This window comes from Streptomyces coffeae (assembly GCF_016741875.1).
Taxonomy (GTDB): domain Bacteria; phylum Actinomycetota; class Actinomycetes; order Streptomycetales; family Streptomycetaceae; genus Streptomyces; species Streptomyces coffeae.
In genome coordinates, this window is sequence record NZ_JAERRF010000006.1 from 175,606 (window position 1) to 192,651 (window position 17,046).

15 protein-coding genes are annotated in these 17,046 nt (G+C 71.0%); 9 read left to right on the top strand and 6 right to left on the bottom strand.

The genetic code is table 11. The annotated features are described in order from the left end of the window. The first annotated feature begins 8 nt into the window (after positions 1-8). From JK363_RS12070 to JK363_RS12080, 3 genes are all read left to right on the top strand, one after another. Entirely contained in the window at positions 9-1,097 is a 1,089-nt protein-coding gene (locus JK363_RS12070) for an SMP-30/gluconolactonase/LRE family protein (RefSeq protein ID WP_201874653.1), read from the top strand. Positions 1,098-1,145: 48 nt separating this feature from the next. Then, positions 1,146-3,014: an amidohydrolase gene (locus JK363_RS12075; RefSeq protein WP_201874655.1), complete on the top strand. Its 1,869-nt coding sequence runs from the start codon at positions 1,146-1,148 to the stop codon at positions 3,012-3,014. A gap of 87 nt (positions 3,015-3,101) precedes the next feature. Next, positions 3,102-4,337, top strand: coding sequence for a cytochrome P450 (locus JK363_RS12080; RefSeq protein WP_201874657.1), 1,236 nt, complete (start codon positions 3,102-3,104; stop codon positions 4,335-4,337). A 49-nt stretch (positions 4,338-4,386) separates the two neighbouring features. Here JK363_RS12080 and JK363_RS12085 read toward each other — a convergent pair whose 3' ends face one another. The 5 genes from JK363_RS12085 to JK363_RS12105 form a co-directional block, all read right to left on the bottom strand. Continuing rightward, positions 4,387-5,253 (bottom strand): SAM-dependent methyltransferase, encoded by an 867-nt coding sequence (locus tag JK363_RS12085; RefSeq protein WP_201874658.1) that lies wholly within the window; start codon positions 5,251-5,253, stop codon positions 4,387-4,389. A 115-nt stretch (positions 5,254-5,368) separates the two neighbouring features. After that, entirely contained in the window at positions 5,369-6,598 is a 1,230-nt protein-coding gene (locus JK363_RS12090; protein WP_201874660.1) for an ABC transporter permease, read from the bottom strand. Continuing rightward, the gene (locus JK363_RS12095; protein WP_201874662.1) at positions 6,595-7,383 is read right to left on the bottom strand and encodes an ABC transporter ATP-binding protein; all 789 of its coding nucleotides are present in this window, start codon (positions 7,381-7,383) and stop codon (positions 6,595-6,597) included. The genes JK363_RS12090 and JK363_RS12095 overlap by 4 nt, the downstream gene beginning before the upstream one ends. Continuing rightward, the gene (locus JK363_RS12100) at positions 7,380-8,459 is read right to left on the bottom strand and encodes a peptidoglycan-binding protein (RefSeq protein WP_201874663.1); all 1,080 of its coding nucleotides are present in this window, start codon (positions 8,457-8,459) and stop codon (positions 7,380-7,382) included. The genes JK363_RS12095 and JK363_RS12100 overlap by 4 nt, the downstream gene beginning before the upstream one ends. Beyond that, the gene (locus JK363_RS12105; RefSeq protein ID WP_201874665.1) at positions 8,456-9,100 is read right to left on the bottom strand and encodes a hypothetical protein; all 645 of its coding nucleotides are present in this window, start codon (positions 9,098-9,100) and stop codon (positions 8,456-8,458) included. The genes JK363_RS12100 and JK363_RS12105 overlap by 4 nt, the downstream gene beginning before the upstream one ends. A gap of 133 nt (positions 9,101-9,233) precedes the next feature. Here JK363_RS12105 and JK363_RS12110 point away from each other — a divergent pair, with 133 nt between their 5' ends. From JK363_RS12110 to JK363_RS12120, 3 genes are read left to right on the top strand one after another with little or no spacing between them, the layout of a single operon-like run. Further along, the gene (locus JK363_RS12110) at positions 9,234-9,920 is read left to right on the top strand and encodes a response regulator (protein ID WP_201874667.1); all 687 of its coding nucleotides are present in this window, start codon (positions 9,234-9,236) and stop codon (positions 9,918-9,920) included. Further along, entirely contained in the window at positions 9,917-11,389 is a 1,473-nt protein-coding gene (locus JK363_RS12115) for an ATP-binding protein (protein ID WP_201874669.1), read from the top strand. The genes JK363_RS12110 and JK363_RS12115 overlap by 4 nt, the downstream gene beginning before the upstream one ends. After that, a complete protein-coding gene (locus JK363_RS12120; RefSeq protein ID WP_201874671.1) occupies positions 11,386-11,889 on the top strand; it encodes a hypothetical protein in 504 nt (167 codons plus the stop codon). Before JK363_RS12115 ends, JK363_RS12120 begins: the two co-directional genes overlap by 4 nt. A gap of 44 nt (positions 11,890-11,933) precedes the next feature. Here JK363_RS12120 and gdhA read toward each other — a convergent pair whose 3' ends face one another. Beyond that, positions 11,934-13,277 carry an NADP-specific glutamate dehydrogenase gene (gene gdhA, locus JK363_RS12125; RefSeq protein ID WP_201874673.1) on the bottom strand — a complete coding sequence of 448 codons (1,344 nt, stop codon included), beginning with the start codon at positions 13,275-13,277 and terminating at the stop codon, positions 11,934-11,936. 443 nt (positions 13,278-13,720) lie between these two features. Between gdhA and JK363_RS12130 the strand changes: the two genes are divergently transcribed. From JK363_RS12130 to JK363_RS12140, 3 genes are all read left to right on the top strand, one after another. Beyond that, positions 13,721-15,058 carry a S8 family peptidase gene (locus JK363_RS12130; protein ID WP_201874674.1) on the top strand — a complete coding sequence of 446 codons (1,338 nt, stop codon included), beginning with the start codon at positions 13,721-13,723 and terminating at the stop codon, positions 15,056-15,058. After that, the gene (locus JK363_RS12135; protein WP_201874676.1) at positions 15,055-15,303 is read left to right on the top strand and encodes a hypothetical protein; all 249 of its coding nucleotides are present in this window, start codon (positions 15,055-15,057) and stop codon (positions 15,301-15,303) included. Before JK363_RS12130 ends, JK363_RS12135 begins: the two co-directional genes overlap by 4 nt. Before the next feature lie 339 nt (positions 15,304-15,642). Next, positions 15,643-17,010, top strand: coding sequence for an MBL fold metallo-hydrolase (locus tag JK363_RS12140; protein WP_201874678.1), 1,368 nt, complete (start codon positions 15,643-15,645; stop codon positions 17,008-17,010). Positions 17,011-17,046: the final 36 nt, after the last annotated feature.

Here is a 17,046-nt window from a genome sequence, read left to right on the forward strand (position 1 = left end):
GGAGTTCTATGTCCACGCCGTCACGTCCGCAGCACACGTCCACCCGGCAGCGCGGGATCCCCCGGCGGGCTGCCCTGGCGGCCGTGGCCGCCTCCGTGCTGGGAGCCTCCGCCACCCTCGCCACCGTCGCCCAGGCCGAGCCGCCGCAGCGGTCCGCCGCCGGGCAGCCGGAGTCCGCGTCCGCCGGCGCCGCGCGCCACGGCTCGGCGTTCACCGCGCTGCCGGGCGCCGAGGTCTTCCCGGAGAGCATTGCCATCGACCATGCCACGGGGGTGTACTACGTCGGCTCCGTCAAGGACGGCACGATCTTCCGGGGCCAGGTCGGCAGCGACACGGTGTCGGTGTTCTCGAAGTCCGGGGCGGACGGCCGCACCATCGCCAACGGCCTGGCGCTCGACGGAAACCGGCTGATCGTGCTGTCGCGGCAGACCGGCAAGGTCTACGCCTACGACACCCGCAACGGCGCCCATCTGGCCACCCTCGACAACGGTCTCGGCGCCACCGGCACCTTCCTCAACGACATCAGCGTCACCCAGGACGGCACCGCCTATCTCACCGACTCCGTCAACCCCTGGCTCTACCGGATGACCCGGACCGCCTCCGGCGGCTACCGGCTGGAGAAGTTCCTCGACTTCACCGGCACCCCCCTGCACTACATCTCCGCCCCCGGTGCGGCCGGCATCAACGTCAACGGCATCACCGCGACCCCCGACGGCCGCCATCTCATCGTTGCCAAGCGCAATGAGAACGCCCTGTACCGCATCACCCTCGCCGACCGTTCGGTGGAGAAGGTCCAGCTGCCCGCCGGGGCACTGGAGACGCCCGACGGCATCTTCCTGCGCGGCCGTACGCTCTACGCCGCGCAGAACACTCCGCGGTCCGTGGCCGTCCTCCACTTCAGCGCCGACTACCGGTCTGCCACCGCGGGCACCCCGCTCACCGACCCCAGCTTCCGCTTCCCCACCTCGGCCGCCGTACACGGCAATCGGCTGCTGGTGGTCAACGCGCAGTTCGACTCCAAGGGCAGCCCGGCCGCCGTCAGCGGCCCCAATCCGCCGGTCCTTCCGTTCGGCGTCACCACCCTCCGGCTGCACTGAGCCCGTCCGTCCACCGGCCCGGCACATCACCACCCCGAGGAAAACACCGTGAGTCCCCACCCATCCCGTCAACCCCACCAGACCGCCTCCCAGGAGCGGGAGGTCTCCCGCAGACGCGTTGTCGCCGGACTGACCGGCGCGGGCGCCGCCCTGGCCACCCGGTTCGCCGTCAGCGACACCGCCGCCGCGGCACCCGGTACGGCCGGGAGCAGGACGGACGGAACCACCGGCCACGCCGACACCGTGTTGCTCGGCGGCCGCATCACCACACTCGACCCACGCCACCCGGACGCCACCGCCCTGGCCGTCCAGGGGAGCAGGATCCAGGCCACCGGCACCGACCACCGCATCCGCGCGCTGATCGGCCCGCAGACCCAGGTGATCCACCTGGGCGGACGCCGGGTGATCCCCGGGCTCAACGACTCCCACACCCATCTGGTCCGGCAGGGGCTCAGCTACACCCAGGAGCTCTCCCTGGCCGGAGTGCGGTCCGTCTCCGAGGCGCTGCGGCTCATCGCCTTCCAGGCCGCGCGCACCCCCGCCCCGCAGTGGGTCCGGGTGGTCGGCGGCTTCAGCAGGTTCCAGTTCGCCGAACGGCGGCTGCCGACCCTCGACGAGCTGAACGCGGCCGTCCCCGACACCCCCGTGTTCCTCCTCCACCTCTACGACCGGGCCCTGCTCAACCGGACCGCCCTGCGTGTCCTCGGCTTCGGGAAGGACACCCCCGACCTCCCCGGATCACAGATCGAGCGGGACGCGGCCGGACATCCCACCGGGATGCTGATCGCCAAGCCCAACGCCACCCTGCTCTACTCCACCCTGGCCCGGCTGCCGCGACTCGACCCGGAGAGCCGGACCATCTCCACCCGGCACTATCTGCGGCATCTCAACGCCCGCGGAGTGACCAGCGTGATCGACGCGGGCGGCGGCCACCAGACCTTCCCCGACGACTACGAGGTCATCAACCGGCTCCATCGGGAAGACCAGTTGACGGTCCGCGTCGGCTACCACACCTTCACCCAGGCCCCGGGCAAGGAACTCGCCGATTTCCAGCGCATCGCGGAACTGGTCACGCCCGGCGACGGAGACGACCATCTGCGGATGATCGGGGCGGGGGAGATGCTGGTCTACTCCGCCGCCGACTTCGAGGACTTCGCCCAGCCGCGGCCGGAGCTCGCCCCCGCGATGGAAGGCCAACTGCGCGACGTCCTGTCCTTCCTGGCCGAGAAGAAGTGGCCGTTCCGGCTGCATGCCACCTACGACCAGTCCATCACCCGCTTCCTCGACGTCATCGAGCAGGTGCACGGCCCCGGCGGACCCGGCGTCCGGTTCATCCTCGACCACGCCGAGACGATCAGCGAGCCCACCATCGACCGGGTCGCCCGGCTCGGCGGCGCCATCGCCCTGCAACACCGCATGGCCTTCCAGGGCGAGTTGTTCCGCGACCGCTACGGGGCACGCGCCGCCGCCCATACCCCACCGGTGAACCGCATCCTGCGTGCCGGGGTGCCGGTCGGGCTGGGTACCGACGCCACCCGGGTGGCGAGTGACAACGTCTGGAACGCGCTGTACTGGATCACCACCGGACGGACCGTCGGCGGAGAGCGGCTCTACCCGGCCGCCAACCGGCTGGACCGGATCGCCGCGCTGCGGCTGATGACCCAGGGCAGCGCCTGGCTCTCCCACGAGGACACCGTCAAGGGCATGCTCGGCCCCGGCCACTTCGCGGACCTCGCCGTGCTCTCCGACGACTACCTGACCGTCCCGGCCTCCCGGATCCCCGCCCTGACCTCGGTGCTCACTCTCGTCGGCGGACGCGTGGTGTACGCGGCGGCGGAACACGCCCGGCTCGACCCGGCCCTGCCGCCCGTACAACCGGCGTACTCGCCCCTGGTGACCGGCGCCAACACACTGTAGTCGGGCCCATGGTGCGGCCACCGCCCGGTGGCCGCACCGCGGACGCGCCCCGACCTGCCCGAACCCGGTTCAGCCCGTGGAGCGACCATGACCATCACACCCCAGGACGTGCCCGACATCCTCTCGCCCGCCTTCGCCGCCGACCCCTATCCGGTGTACCGACGGCTCCGTGACGAGACACCGCTGCTCTGGCACGCCCCCACCCGCAGCTATCTCCTCTCGCGCTACGAGGACGTCCGGCGCGCCTTCAAGGACCCGGCCTTCACCAGCGAGAACTACGCCTGGCAGCTCGAACCCGTACACGGCAGGACCTTCGTCCAGATGAGCGGGCGCGAACACACCGTCCGCCGCGCCCTGGTCGCCCCCGTCTTCCGCGGTACTGCGTTACAGGAGCGACTGCTGCCGTTGATCGAACGCAATGCCAGGGAACTTATCGACGGCTTCCGCGACACCGGCAGGGTCGAGCTGGTCTCCCAGTTCGCGGGCCGCTTCCCCATCAACGTCATCGTGGACATGCTGGGCCTGGACAAGGGCGACTACGACACCTTCCAGCGCTGGTACCGGTCGATCGTCGCCTTCCTCGGCAATCTCTCGCAGGACCCGGAGGTGACCGCCGCGGGGCTGCGCACCCGTGAGGAATGCGCCGCCTACCTCCTCCCGGTCATCCGCCGACGGCGTGACGCGCTCGGCGACGATCTGCTGTCCAGCCTCTGCACGGCCGAGGTCGACGGCACCACCATGAGCGACGAGGAGATCAGGGCCCTTTGCAGTCTGCTGCTGTCGGCCGGAGCCGAGACCACCGACAAGGCGGTGGCCGCCGTCCTGCTGAATCTGCTCCGCCATCCCGAGCAGTTGGCCGCCGTTGTCGAAGATCGCGAGCTCATCCCACGGGCGTTCATCGAGACCCTGCGCTACACACCCCCGGTCCAAATGATCATGCGTCAGGTGGCCGGGGATGTGGAGGTGAGCGGCGGGCTGATCCCCGACGGCTCCACCGTCATCTGCCTCATCGGCTCGGCGGGCCGTGATGAGCGGCAGTACGCCGACCCGGACGCGTTCAACATCTTCCGTGCGGACCTGACGGCCAGGACCGCCTTCTCGGCCGCCGCCGACCATCTCGCCTTCGCCCTGGGACGGCACTTCTGCGTGGGCGCCCTGCTGGCCAAGGCGGAGATCGAGGTGGCAATCGGTCAACTCCTGGACGCCATGCCGGACCTTCGGATCGAACCCGACTTCACCCCGGTGGACCAGGGCACCTTCACCCGCGGACCGGTCTCCCTGCCCCTGCGGTTCACCCCGGTCCGCGAGCGGATCCGTACATAGCACCTGGCGGCCCCGCCCGGCCGTACGCGGTGGGGCGGGGCCGCGGCGGTCAGGAAGCGGGCTTGCGGGCCACTCCCACCCAGAAGGAGACCTCTTCGTCGGTGACATCGCCGGTGGCCACCTGAGGGCCGGTGGCCAGGTCCGGACGCCAGCGGTGGGGCACCTCGATCCCGGGCTCCACCAGCTCGAGACCGGTGAAGAACTCCTCCACCTCCGCCCTGCTGCGGATCTTCCCCTTGATCCCACCGTTGTGGTAGATCTCCACGGTCCGCTGGGTCGCCACCGGGTCGAAGTCCGGGGTGATGTGGCTCAGCACCAGATACGAACCGGGCGCGAGCGTGTCGACCAGCCGCCGCACAATGGCGTACGGGTCCCACTCGTCCGGTACGAAGTGCAGCAGCGCGCACAGGCTCAGCGCCACCGGCTGGGACAGGTCCAGCACCTCGGTGAGGTCCGGGGAGGTGAGGATGGTCTCGGGGTTGGCCACATCCGCGTCGACATAGGCGGTGCGGCCTTCGGGATGACTGGTGAGCAGGGTCTGCGCATGAGCCAGCACGATCGGGTCGTTGTCGACGTAGACGACCCGCGACTCCGGCGCGACCTCCTGGGCGACCTCGTGCAGATTGGGGCTGGTGGGTATGCCGGTGCCGATGTCGAGGAACTGCCGGATACCGCACTCGGCGGCCAGATACCGGGTCGCGCGCTGCATGAAGGCACGGTTGGTGCGGGCGGCGATCATGACGCCCGGCCACAGGGTGAGCACCTTCGCCGCGGCCTGCCGGTCCGCGACGTAGTTGTCCTTGCCGCCCAGGAAGTAGTCGTACATCCGGGCGCTGTGCGGACGCCCCTGGTTGATGGGGCTGTTGGGCGGCTCCGGCCCGCTCGTCGTCTGGGATGCTGCCCCGTGACCGGTCACGTCGTGTTCTCCTCCACTACTGGGCGCGATCGTTGCATCGCGGCGGGCCCACCCCAGGATCGTATGCCGCCTCGATCCCCGCCCACATCTGTGGGTGGGGATAACTGTGAGGCATTCAGGAGGCGTTGAGGGCCACGGTGGGGTGGAGCCGGGAGGCACGGATGGCGGGGTAGAGCCCCGCGAGCATGCCGATCCCCAGTGTGGCGCCGAAACCACCGGCCAGCGCCCAGGGCGGGATGACCGTCGTCCAGCCCTGCGCCAGGGCGAACGCCCAGGTCGCCAGCGAGCCCAGTGCCACTCCCGCCAGCCCGCCGAGGGCCGACAACAGCAGTGATTCGGTGAGGAACTGAAGCCGGATGGCATTGCGGGTGGCCCCGATCGCCCGCCGCAGGCCGATCTCCTGACGGCGTTCCAGTACCGAGATGACCATGGTGTTGGCCACCCCGACCCCGCCCACCAGGAGCGCCACCGCCCCAAGCCCGAGCATCAGCGCCGTCAGCCCCTCGTCGGTGGTCGCCTTCGCCTCCAGGGCGTCGGACGGCCGTGAGACCTTGACGGTGCCCTCATGGCCGGGGTCGACGCTGCGGGCCAGCACCGCGGCCACATCCTCCACCGACGCGTCCGTGGAGCGCTCGAAGATGGTGGTCGGATGGCCGTTGAAGCCGAAATACCGCTCGGCGGCCGGGAATCCGACCAACGCCACCCGGTCCAGCGTGGGTACCAACTCGACCGGTCGGAGAATGCCCACGACCACCACATAGCGGTCATTGACCATGATCTTCTCACCGGGATGGGTGATGCCGAGCCGCTTCGCGGCGATCGACCCGAGCACGGTCACCGGCAGCCGCTCATTGGCGGGGTTCAGCCAGACCCCCCGGTCCACCTCGGCGCCGAGCGTATCCAGCAGATCGGGCCGGGCGGCCTGGGTGGTGACCCCGGCCGTCCGCTCCTCCGGCACCACATCGCTGCGCCGGATCCGGGTATCCACCTCGCCGGTCGCCGTGGCGTGCTGCACCGGGCCGATGCGTTCGACCATCGCGACGGCGTTCTTGGGCAGGACGATGTCGTTCCCCGTCTGGTCCTCTCCGGCCTCGGCGGTGAGCAGATTGGTGCCCAGCCGGTCCAGCCGGGCCATCAGATCGGCCCGGCTGGAGGTGGAAAGACCCACCACCGCCACCATCGTGGCGATGCCGATCGCGATACCGAGGGCGGACAGCACCACCCGGGTCCGGCGCGCCCGCAGCCCGACGGCGCCCACGCGGAGGATGTCACGGACGGCCAGCCGGGAGGGTTTCAGCCTGCGGCCGCTCCCGGACGTCGCTTGTGCGGTCTTCCGGTCGGTCATGACCTCACCTCGTGCGACGCGGAGTCGGGCGTGACGGAGTCGGGCGTGGCGGAGCCGTCCGTCGGAGAGCCGTCCGTCGGGGAGCCGGGCGTCCGGGAGTCCGCGATGACCTCGCCGTCACGGAACCGGACCCGCCGTGGCAGCGCGTCGGCGATCTCGTGGTCATGGGTGATGACACACACCGTGGTGCCCGCCGCGTTCAGCTCCCGCAGCAGCTCCATCACGATCTCGCCCGATCCCGAGTCCAGGGCGCCGGTCGGCTCGTCCGCAAGCAGCAGTTCGGGCTCGCCGACCAGCGCCCGCGCGATGGCCACGCGCTGCTTCTCACCGCCGGACAGCTCATGCGGCCGGTGGTCCAGCCGGTGGCCGAGGCGCACCCGCTCCAGCGCCGTACGCGCCAGCGCCCTGCGCTCGCGCAGGCCCACCCCCGCGTACAGCAGGCCGTCCGCCACATTGTCCACCGCGTCCCGCCCGGGGGAGAGATGGAAGTGCTGGAAAACAAAGCCGATATGACGGGCGCGGAGGGCGGACAGCTGCGCGTCGGACAGTGTGTTCACATCGTGCCCGGCCACCCGGACCGTACCCGACGTGGGACGGTCCAGGGTGCCGATGATGTTCAGCATGGTCGACTTCCCGGACCCGGACGGGCCGACGATCGCCAGGAGTTCACCGGAGACCACGGTCAGATCCACCCCGCGCAGGGCATGGACCTCACCGGGATAGGTCTTGGTGGCACCCACCAGCTCGATCACGGCCGCCGGGCGGGGCGGTGCGGTGGCGATCACTGCTCGGCCACTCCCACCGCCATGCCCTCGCGCAGCTCCGCACCGCTGACCTCGATCTGCCCGTCGGCCGTCATCCCGGTCTCGACCCGCACCATCCGGGTGGTGCCGCCCTTCACCAGTTCCAGTCCGTAGCCGCCTTGCTCACCGCGCAGCGCCACCACCGCCTCGACCGGGACGGCCAGCACGTTCTTGCGGCTCTCGCTGGCGAACGTCACGTTCACCGTCGCCTTGGTGTCCTCCTCGGACACCGCGGAACGGCCGCCGTCCAAGGTCACCTCCACCGTGATCCCGTCCTCGCTCGCCGCCGACGGATCGTCGTCGGAGGTCTCGGGGCGGACGGTGCCCGACACCTTGCCGCGTTCCGTGCGTCCGCTGGGCATCGTCACCTTCACCGTGGTGCCCTTGGAGGTGAGAGACACATCCCCCTGCTCCAGCTGGGCCCGGACCACGGGCTTGGTGGAGGCGACGGTGAGCACCTTCGTGTCCGGGCCCACCTGGTCCGCGGCCGCGGCGTCCGCGGAGACGACCTTCACCCGGTCGGGCTGGAAGACCACGTCCCCCTGGCCCACGGTGCCGGTGGGGGTGCGGTTGAGCGACTTCTGCCAGCGCTTGACGGCCGCCTTGGTCGCCGCGTCGTAGCGCGGATCGATGTACAGCCCGGAGCCGTACCCCAAGTCGCGTAGATTCCGCTCCAGTTGGAGGACGTCGGAGCCGCGGTCCCCGGGCTTCATGGTCCGGAACATCGGGATCTGCCCGTACAGCAGGGTGACGGGCTTGTCGTTCAGCTCGTACAGCGCCTGCCCCTGGGTGACCGTGCTGCCCGCTTTGGCCGCGACGGTCACGGTGCCGTCGACGGCGGAGGACACCTTGCGCCGCTGGGCGTAGTCGAGTTCTCCGTCGACGGTCTTGCTCTGGACCAGATCGGTACGGACGATCTTGGCCGTGGCGGGTGGCCGGTCACCGTCCCCGGACGAGGCGTCGGCACCGTCACCGCCGCCGAGGACCAGGGCCGTGGCCCCGGTCGCGGCGGCGGCGACGGCGATGCCACCCGCGATCCACGCGGTACTGCGCCTCACTGCATACCGTCCAGACCGTCGAGCAGCTTGCCCTTGCACGCCTCACGAGCCTGCTTGTACACCGAGGACTCGGGGTCGATACGGGGGCTGGCGGGGTCCGGTTCACCACCGGGCACCGCGTTGCCCGAGGACATGGTGGGGTTCTGGAACTCCGATACGCCGTGGTCCCGCATGCACTTGGCGTGCGCGAGCATGGACTCGAAGTCCTTCTGCGCGTCCCGCTTGGGCTCGAGATTCATCGCCTTCCGCATCTCGGTGGCACAGGCGCCGTCCTTCCCGCCCTTCGTGACCTCGCCCTTGCCGTCGGGATCGGGAAGCTTCTCGATCTTGCCCCAGTCGAGATGGCCACTGAGCTTGGGGTCGGGGAAGTCCTTGGCTCCGCCCTTGGCGCGCATACAGCGCACATACTCCATCTGGGCGTCGTAGAAGGCGCTCTTGCCCTTGCCGGAGCCACTGCCGGTGTCCTTCGAAGAGCCGCCGGAGTCGCCGGTCTTCTCGCCCGGGACGGAGGCGACCCCCTCGTCCTTGGAGTCGGATTCGCCGCCCCCGCCGCAGCCCACCGCCAGGGCCAGCACGGGCAGGGCGGCGAAGACGGCCAGAGTGCGCCGGAAGGCGGCGCGGGAGGTGGTGTGTCGTGTCATGGCGAACACCTTCCGGCGATCACATGATGGCCCGTCCATGACCACATGATGGCTGTGTAACAAAGCGCGCGCGCCTTGCATTCGCCGGTCTGACCAGCGGATTCCGGCGATTTCCTGGGTCATAATCGACCGTATGCCGCATGTACTGCTCATCGAGGACGACGACTCCGTGCGCGATGGCATGGAGCTCGTCCTGCGCCGCCACGGCTACCAGGTGTCGGTCGCCGCCACCGGCGAGGAGGCCCTCGCGCTGCTGGACACACCGGCGGAGACGGCCGTCGAACTCGCGGTGCTCGATCTGATGCTGCCCGGCATGGACGGCTTCGAGGTCTGCCGCCGGATCCGGGCCCGCTCCACCATGCCCGTGATCATGCTGACCGCGCGCGGCGACGACCCGGACATCGTCGGCGGACTCGAGGCCGGGGCAGACGACTACGTGGTCAAACCGGTCACCGCACCCGTACTGGAGGCGCGGATCAAGGCGGCACTGCGGCGCGCCGACCCCGTACCGCGGCAGCCCGGAGAGGTCTATGCCGGGCTGGTCATCGACCGGGCGGGGCTGACCGTCAGCCGCGACGGCACCCCCGTCCCGCTGCCGCCCACCGAGTTGCGGCTGCTGCTGGAGCTGTCCGCCTCCCCGGGTCGGGTCTTCAGCCGTGACCAGCTGCTCGCCTCGGTGTGGGATCACTCCTTCCTCGGCGACTCACGGCTGGTCGACGCCGCCGTCGGACGGCTGCGCGCGAAGATCGAGGAAGTGCCCGCACGGCCGCGCTACATCCAGACCGTGCGCGGCTTCGGCTACCGGTTCGGTCCGATATGAAACGTTTCCGGCCGCGGCTGGGCGGGCTGCGCACCCGGCTTGTCATCGCCTTTGTCCTCGTCGCACTGATCAGTACGGTCACCGCCACCGCGCTCGCCTACCGCGAATCCCGCACCGCCGTACTCACGCGCACCCAGGACGCCTTCCAGGCCGACTTCCGTGACCGCGTCGACAGCATCGCCCCCGACTTCGACACCCCACCCGACGTCCGCACCCTGACCACGCTCGCCGACTCCGTCTCCTCCGGGCTCTCCGGCGCCCCGCTCGTGGTCGCCCGCTACCACGACCTCACCGCCTCCAGCGACGGTCTGGCCGACCGCACCCGGATCACCCCCGAACTGCGCGCCTCGGTGCGCTCCTCCGGCCACACCCGCTTCCAGCGCGTGGAGTACCGGGGCGAGCCGTATCTGGTGGTCGGCACTCCCGTCACCTACGACGACGGCCGGGTCTCCGGGCTCGAGGTCTTCGCGGTCACCTCCCTCCGGGCGGAGGAGGAGCACACCGCGGCCCTGCTGGACTCGGTACGCGGCGGACTGCTCCCGGTGCTGGGCCTGGCCGCGCTGCTCGCGCTGCTCGCCGCCGGGACCGTACTGCGGCCGGTGCGCGAGCTGGGGCGGGCCACCCGGCGGCTGGCCGAGGGCGATCTCGACTCACGGGTCGAGGTCAAGGGGCGTGATGAACTCGCCGGGCTGGCCGCGGACTTCAACACCACGGCGGATGCCTTGCAGCGCTCGGTGAACGACCTGCGTGACCAGGAGGCCAGGGCACGGCGGTTCGTCGCCGATGTCTCGCACGAGCTGCGCACCCCGCTGACCGCCATGACGATGGTGACGACCGTGCTGGACGAGGACGCGGCACACCTCCCCGCGGATGCCGCCCGTGCCGCCCGTACCGTCAGCGACGAGACGGCGCGGCTGGCCAGGCTGGTGGAGGACCTGATGGAGATGTCCCGCTTCGACTCGGGCGCGGCCCGGCTCGACGCGGCGGATACCGATCTCGCGCAGACCATCCGCGGCACGCTGGAGCTGCGCGGCTGGACCGACCAGGTGGAGGCGTGCCTCCCGGAGGGAGTACGGGCGGTGGTGGACCGGCGGCGGGTGGACGTGGCCGTGGCCAATCTCGTGGGCAACGCGCTCCGGCACGGCGAGCAGCCGGTGACGGTCACGCTGTCCGCCGACACGGACCGGGTGACGGTGCAGGTCACCGACCGGGGGCCGGGGCTGCCGCCCGACACCCTGGCCCAGGTCTTCGACCGCTTCTACAAGGCGGACAGCGCCCGGACCCGCTCCGAGGGCAGCGGCCTGGGCACCGCCATCGCGCTGGAGAACGCCCGGTTGCACGGCGGTACGATCGAGGCCGGCAACCGGCCCGCGAAGCAGGGCGGCGGAGCTGTGTTCACCCTGCGGCTGCCCCGCCACCGCGAGGTACCGGACGGGCGGGGAACGGCGGCAGACGGAGGTGTGCGGTGACCCGCGTCCGTAAGGCGACCGGTGTGCTGGCCCTCGCCCTGGCGGCGACGGCCGGTTGTGGTGTCCAGCCCACCGGGGTGGTGGACGGTGGTGAGCCCGCGAGCGGGCTCACCAAGGATCTGCGGATCTACTACGTCCATGGCTCCCGGCTCCAGGGCGTCACCCGCCCCGACATCTCCCTCCAGGCACCCGAAGGTGTCCTCAAACTGCTGTCGCAGGAGCCGACCCGGGCCGAGGAGGAGCGCGGGCTCGTCAACCTCGTCCGGCTCGAGGGGTACTGGACGACCGGTAGGGACCATCGGATCACCCTGCACTCGCCCGGCGCCTCCTTCGACAGCCCACGCGACCGGCTGCCCAACGGCCAGCTGGTGTGCACCCTCGCCCGCGCCCAGTCCTACGTGCACCGCGACGAGGGCGTCCGGCCCGATGATGTCCGGGTCTCCCTGGACGACGGCGAGCGGACCTACGGTCCCTACCAGTGCTCGCAGTTCCTCACCTGAACGCGAATGCGAGCTGACGCGAGCCGAACGCGGACGAGCCCCGCTCAGATGACCCCGTGCGCCTCCATGGCCTCCGCCACCCGCAGGAAGCCCGCCACGTTCGCGCCCAGGACGTAGTCGTCGGGAGAGCCGAACCGCGCCGCGGTGGTACGGCACAGCTCGTGCACCTCGGTCATGACGGAGGCGAGCCGGGACGCGGTCTGTTCGAAGGTCCAGCGGTCGCGGGAGGCGTTCTGCTGCATCTCCAGCGCCGAGGTGGCCACCCCGCCCGCGTTGGCCGCCTTTCCGGGGCCGAAGAGCACATCGGCCTCCCGCAGAATGTCCACCGCCGCCGGAGTGCAGGGCATGTTCGCGCCCTCGGCCACCGCCAGCACACTGTTCTTCACCAGGGCCACGGCATGGTGCTCGGTCAGCTCGTTCTGGGTGGCGCAGGGCAGCGCCACATCGCAGGGCACATCGAAGACCGAACCCCGCTCGGAGTGGGTGGCGCGGGGCCTGACCTCGGCGTAGGCGGACAGCCGCGCCCGGCGGACTTCCTTGATCTCCTTGAGGAGTTCCAGATCGATACCGTCCTCGTCGACCACATACCCGGCGGAGTCCGAGCAGGCCACCACCCGCCCGCCGAGGGCGTGCACCTTCTCGATGGCGTAGACGGCCACATTGCCGGACCCGGAGACGATCACCCGCCGCCCGTCGAAGTCCTTGCCCCGGGTACGCAGCATCTCCTCGGCGAAGTGGACGGTGCCGTACCCGGTGGCCTCGGTGCGGGCGTGCGAGCCGCCCCACCCGGTGTGCTTACCGGTCAGCACCCCCGCCTCGAAGCGGTTGGTCAGCCGCTTGTACTGGCCGAAGAGATAGCCGATCTCCCGGCCGCCCACCCCGATGTCCCCGGCCGGTACATCGGTGTGCTCACCGAGGTGGCGGTGGAGCTCGGTCATGAACGACTGGCAGAACCGCATCACCTCGGCCGCGGAACGTCCCTTGGGGTCGAAGTCCGCACCGCCCTTGCCACCGCCGATCGACAGCCCGGTCAGTGCGTTCTTGAAGATCTGCTCGAAGCCGAGGAACTTCACGATCCCCAGGTTGACGCTGGGGTGGAAGCGCAGACCGCCCTTGTACGGGCCGAGCGCGCTGTTGAACTCCACCCGGAAGCCCCGGTTGACCTGGATGTTCCCCTGATCGTCCACCCAGGGCACCCGGAAGATGATCTGACGCTCCGGTTCGCACAGCCGCTCGAGGATCCGGGAGTCGAGGTATTCCGGGTGTGCGGTGAGCACCGGTCCGAGGCTCTGCACCACCTCTCGTGCCGCCTGATGGAACTCCGCCTCACCGGCGTTGCGGTCCACCACCTGCGCGTACACGGCCTCGATACGAGCGCTGACGTCCATGAAGTGCCCTTTCTACCAACCCGTTGGCGCGTCAGTCTGTCAGCCTCCGGTCGCTCTTGGTGGCAAAACCGCCCGAGATGTGGTGGACGGCGCGTCGTGGCGGGCCCGAACTGAGTGGATCACTAGCGGCCGCCATCGGACCGGTGGCCGTCGGGGGTTGACGACCGAGTTGCGACGCCCCGTGGCCGGAGGGACGGTGGAAAGGGGTGTTGCACAAGTGCCCGGCCATGCCCCGTCCGGGAGCACGGCCATGTACATACGCGAGCACGCGCGTACGCGACACGCGCACGCGCGATCACGCACATACGCGATGGCGACGCGCCGGTACACGGCAGTACGGCTCTTCCACCGGAACCGCTCTCCTGTCCTGGCCCTCTGAACACTCCGCGCATCGGCGCGTCCCCTCCCAGCCCGGGGGCAGCGCACAGAAAGCGGAGACAGCGATGACCAACGGACCCATGGGCAGGCGCCCCTTCGGCAGCGAACCGCCGGAGCGGGCCGATTCCCCCATGATGAGGCAGAACACCGAGTACACGGGCCGCTATGTGGTCCTGCTCGACCAGCAGGAACCCCAGCGCGGTATCGACGCCCTCCAGTCCTCGGTCGGCATCCAGTCCGTCGAGCGGGTCCGGGGAGCCGAGGCCGAAGACGCCACCGAACTCCTCCAACGCCCCGACACCTCGGTGCTCTTCGACGACCTCGCCACCGCCGTCGTCGAAGTACGCCCCGACCAGCGCCATGCGCTGGTGACCACCGCCGAGGCGGAATCCACCATCATCGCGGCCGAGCCGGAACGCATGGTCTACACCTCGGTGATCACCGAACCTCAGCGGACGCTGACCGGCTTCTTCCCGACCTACCGCAGTGATGAGGACGAGGTGAACCGGCACACCCGCGCCGAGCTCGCCGCCTCGCTGGGCCCGGCCTGGGACGAGCAGAACACCACCTGGGGACTCCAGGCGATCCGGGCCAACTGGTCCACCCTGACCGGGCGCGCGGTCAAGGTCGCCGTTCTCGACACCGGTGTGGACACCGACCACCCGGATCTGACCGGCTGCCTCGAGGCCACGGCCTCGTTCGTCCCCGGTGAGACCGTGGAGGACGGCAACGGCCACGGCTCCCACTGCATCGGCACCGTGGCCGGACCGGCCAAACCCGAGCACGCGCCCCGCTACGGGGTGGCGGGCGAGGCGCGTGTGCTCGCCGGGAAGGTGCTCAGCGACCGCGGTGTGGGCACCGATGGCCAGATCCTCGCGGGCATGGCCTGGGCGGTCTCCCACGGCGCTCGGGTGGTCTCCATGTCCCTGGGCGCTCCGGTGGAGCCGGGTGAACTCTTCCCGCAGACTTACGAGAACGTGGCGCTGCGCGCGCTCGGACGCGGCACGCTGATCGTCGCGGCGGCGGGCAACGAGAGCCGCCGGCCCCGGGTCATCACGCCCGTGGGCCGCCCGGCCAACTGTCCGTCCATCCTCGCGGTGGCCGCGCTCGGCAAGGACCTGGCGACCGCGTGGTTCTCCTGCGGGGCGATCAACGGCCCGGGCGGCGAGGTCAATATCGCCGCTCCCGGTGTGGACATCTTCTCGGTCGCGCCGGACGGCACCTACCAGACGCTGAGCGGCACCAGCATGGCCACTCCGCATGCGGCGGGAGTGGTCGCGCTGATGGTCCAGGCCCACCCCGAGGCCACCGCCGCCGACCTCCGCTCCCGGCTGCTCTCCAGCGCCTATCCGCTGCCGCAGCCCGTTGCGGACATCGGCTCGGGTCTGCTCCAGAGCCCGTGAACCGCGCATCCCGGTCCGGACCGGTCGGGGTGATCCTCTCGGTCGACCCGGACCGGTTCGCCGAGGTGGTGGCGGCCGCGCGCCGGGCCGGGCTGACCGTCACCAGTGAGCAGGAGGTGCTCGGTTCGCTCTCCGGGACCATCGAGGAGGGCCGGATCCCGGCCCTGAAGGCCGTTGACGGCGTGGAGTCCGTCGACCGGGACCGGACCGTCCGCCTGCCACCCCCGGACGCGCCGATCCAGTGACCGGCCGGGGTCAGTCCCGCTGGTGGCAGAACACACAACCATCCCACATCGGCAGGGAGTTCAGCACTCGGTGCCGCACACGACGCCACCATCGCCCGGAACCGGCGCAGATACGACGCGGCGAACACCGGCTCGTAGCCCAGCTCCTGCCGCCGTTGGACAGATCCAGCACCTGTCCGTCCGCGCCCCCGAAGACGTTGACATCGCACCAGCCTACGCCGGGCGGTGGCCGCGCCGTGGCCGTCGTGGAGCGCCCCGCCACAAGCTCGCCTAGGGTGGAATCCCGAGGGGCACAGGCCACCCGCCCGCCGGGGCCCGGTCCGGAAAGGAGCCGCCGTCGTGTTCGCCGTCGACACCCTGGCGATCGAGGGGCTGGGCAACCGCAGCTATCTGGCGGGCGGGCCGCACCAGGCGGTGGTGGTGGACCCGCCGCGCGATATCGACCAGGTGATCGCCGCCGCGGCCCGGCGCGGGGTGCGGATCGCGTATGTGGCCGAGACCCATGTGCACAACGACTACGTCAGCGGCGGTCTCGAACTGGCCCGGGTCACCGGTGCCGGATATCTGGTGCCCGCCCGGGCCTCGGTGTCCTTCGACCGCACCCCCGTCGCCGACGGTGACACCCTCGCCCTCGACGACGGGCTGGTGCTGCGGGCGCTGGCCACCCCCGGCCACACCCCGCACCACACCTCCTACGTCGTGGAGGAGGGCGGCCGCGCCGCCGCGGCGTTCACCGGTGGCTCACTGCTGATCGGCGCCGTCGGACGGCCGGATCTCGTCGAGCCCCGGCTCACCGAGCCGCTGGCCCGCGCCCAGTACGCCTCCGCCCACCGGCTGGCCGACGAACTCGACGACGAGGTCCCGGTGCTGCCCACCCACGGCTTCGGCAGCTTCTGCTCCTCCGCCCAGGCCACCGGGGAGTCCACCACCATCGGCCGGGAACGGGCGCGCAATCACGCCCTCACCGAGGACATGGACACCTTCGTCGCCGAAACCCTCGCCGGTCTCGACGACATCCCCGCGTACTACGCGCACATGGGCCCGGCCAACGCCGCCGGACCCGCCCCCGTCGACCTCACCCCGCCGCACCGGGCCGGTCCCGACGAGATCGCGGCGCGGCTCGCGGCGGGGGAGTGGGTGGTGGACCTGCGCAGCCGGGTCGCCTTCGCCGCCGGGCACCTGGCCGGATCGTTCAACTTCGAGGGCGACGGCAACCCCGCCACCTATCTGGCCTGGCTGATCCCCTGGGGCAAACCCGTCACCCTGCTCGGGCACAGCCCCGGCCAGATCGCCGCCGCCCAGCGCGAGCTGGTACGGGTGGGTATCGACCACCCGGCCGCCGCGGCCACCGGTGGCCCCGCCGCCTGGGTCCGGCCGGGCGAGGAGACCCGGTCCTTCCCCCGGACCACCTTCGCCGACCTGGCCGCTGCCCGCCGGAGCGGCGCGGAGACGGTGGTGCTCGACGTCCGCCGCGACTCCGAACGCCGCCGCGGCTTCATCGACGGCTCGGTCCACCTCCCCGTCCACCATCTGCACGACCGCATGGACCAGGTGCCGCCCGGTGTGGTGTGGGTGCACTGCGCGAGCGGAATGCGCGCGGCGATCGCCGCCTCGCTGCTGGACGCCGCCGGACGCGAAGTCGTCGCCGTCGACGACAGCTTCGAGGCGGCCGCCGAGGCCGGACTGACGGTCATCCGGCCCCGCTGAGCGCCCCGCCGCGCGCCGCCGCCCGCGCCGCCGGGA

Coding starts and splice junctions, on each gene's coding strand:
- JK363_RS12080 (WP_201874657.1), top strand. CDS start 3,102: ATGACCATCACACCCCAGGACGTGCCCGACATCCTCTCGCCCGCCTTC.
- JK363_RS12130 (WP_201874674.1), top strand. CDS start 13,721: ATGACCAACGGACCCATGGGCAGGCGCCCCTTCGGCAGCGAACCGCCG.
- gdhA (WP_201874673.1), bottom strand. CDS start 13,277: ATGGACGTCAGCGCTCGTATCGAGGCCGTGTACGCGCAGGTGGTGGAC.
- JK363_RS12090 (WP_201874660.1), bottom strand. CDS start 6,598: ATGACCGACCGGAAGACCGCACAAGCGACGTCCGGGAGCGGCCGCAGG.
- JK363_RS12105 (WP_201874665.1), bottom strand. CDS start 9,100: ATGACACGACACACCACCTCCCGCGCCGCCTTCCGGCGCACTCTGGCC.
- JK363_RS12110 (WP_201874667.1), top strand. CDS start 9,234: ATGCCGCATGTACTGCTCATCGAGGACGACGACTCCGTGCGCGATGGC.
- JK363_RS12070 (WP_201874653.1), top strand. CDS start 9: ATGTCCACGCCGTCACGTCCGCAGCACACGTCCACCCGGCAGCGCGGG.
- JK363_RS12115 (WP_201874669.1), top strand. CDS start 9,917: ATGAAACGTTTCCGGCCGCGGCTGGGCGGGCTGCGCACCCGGCTTGTC.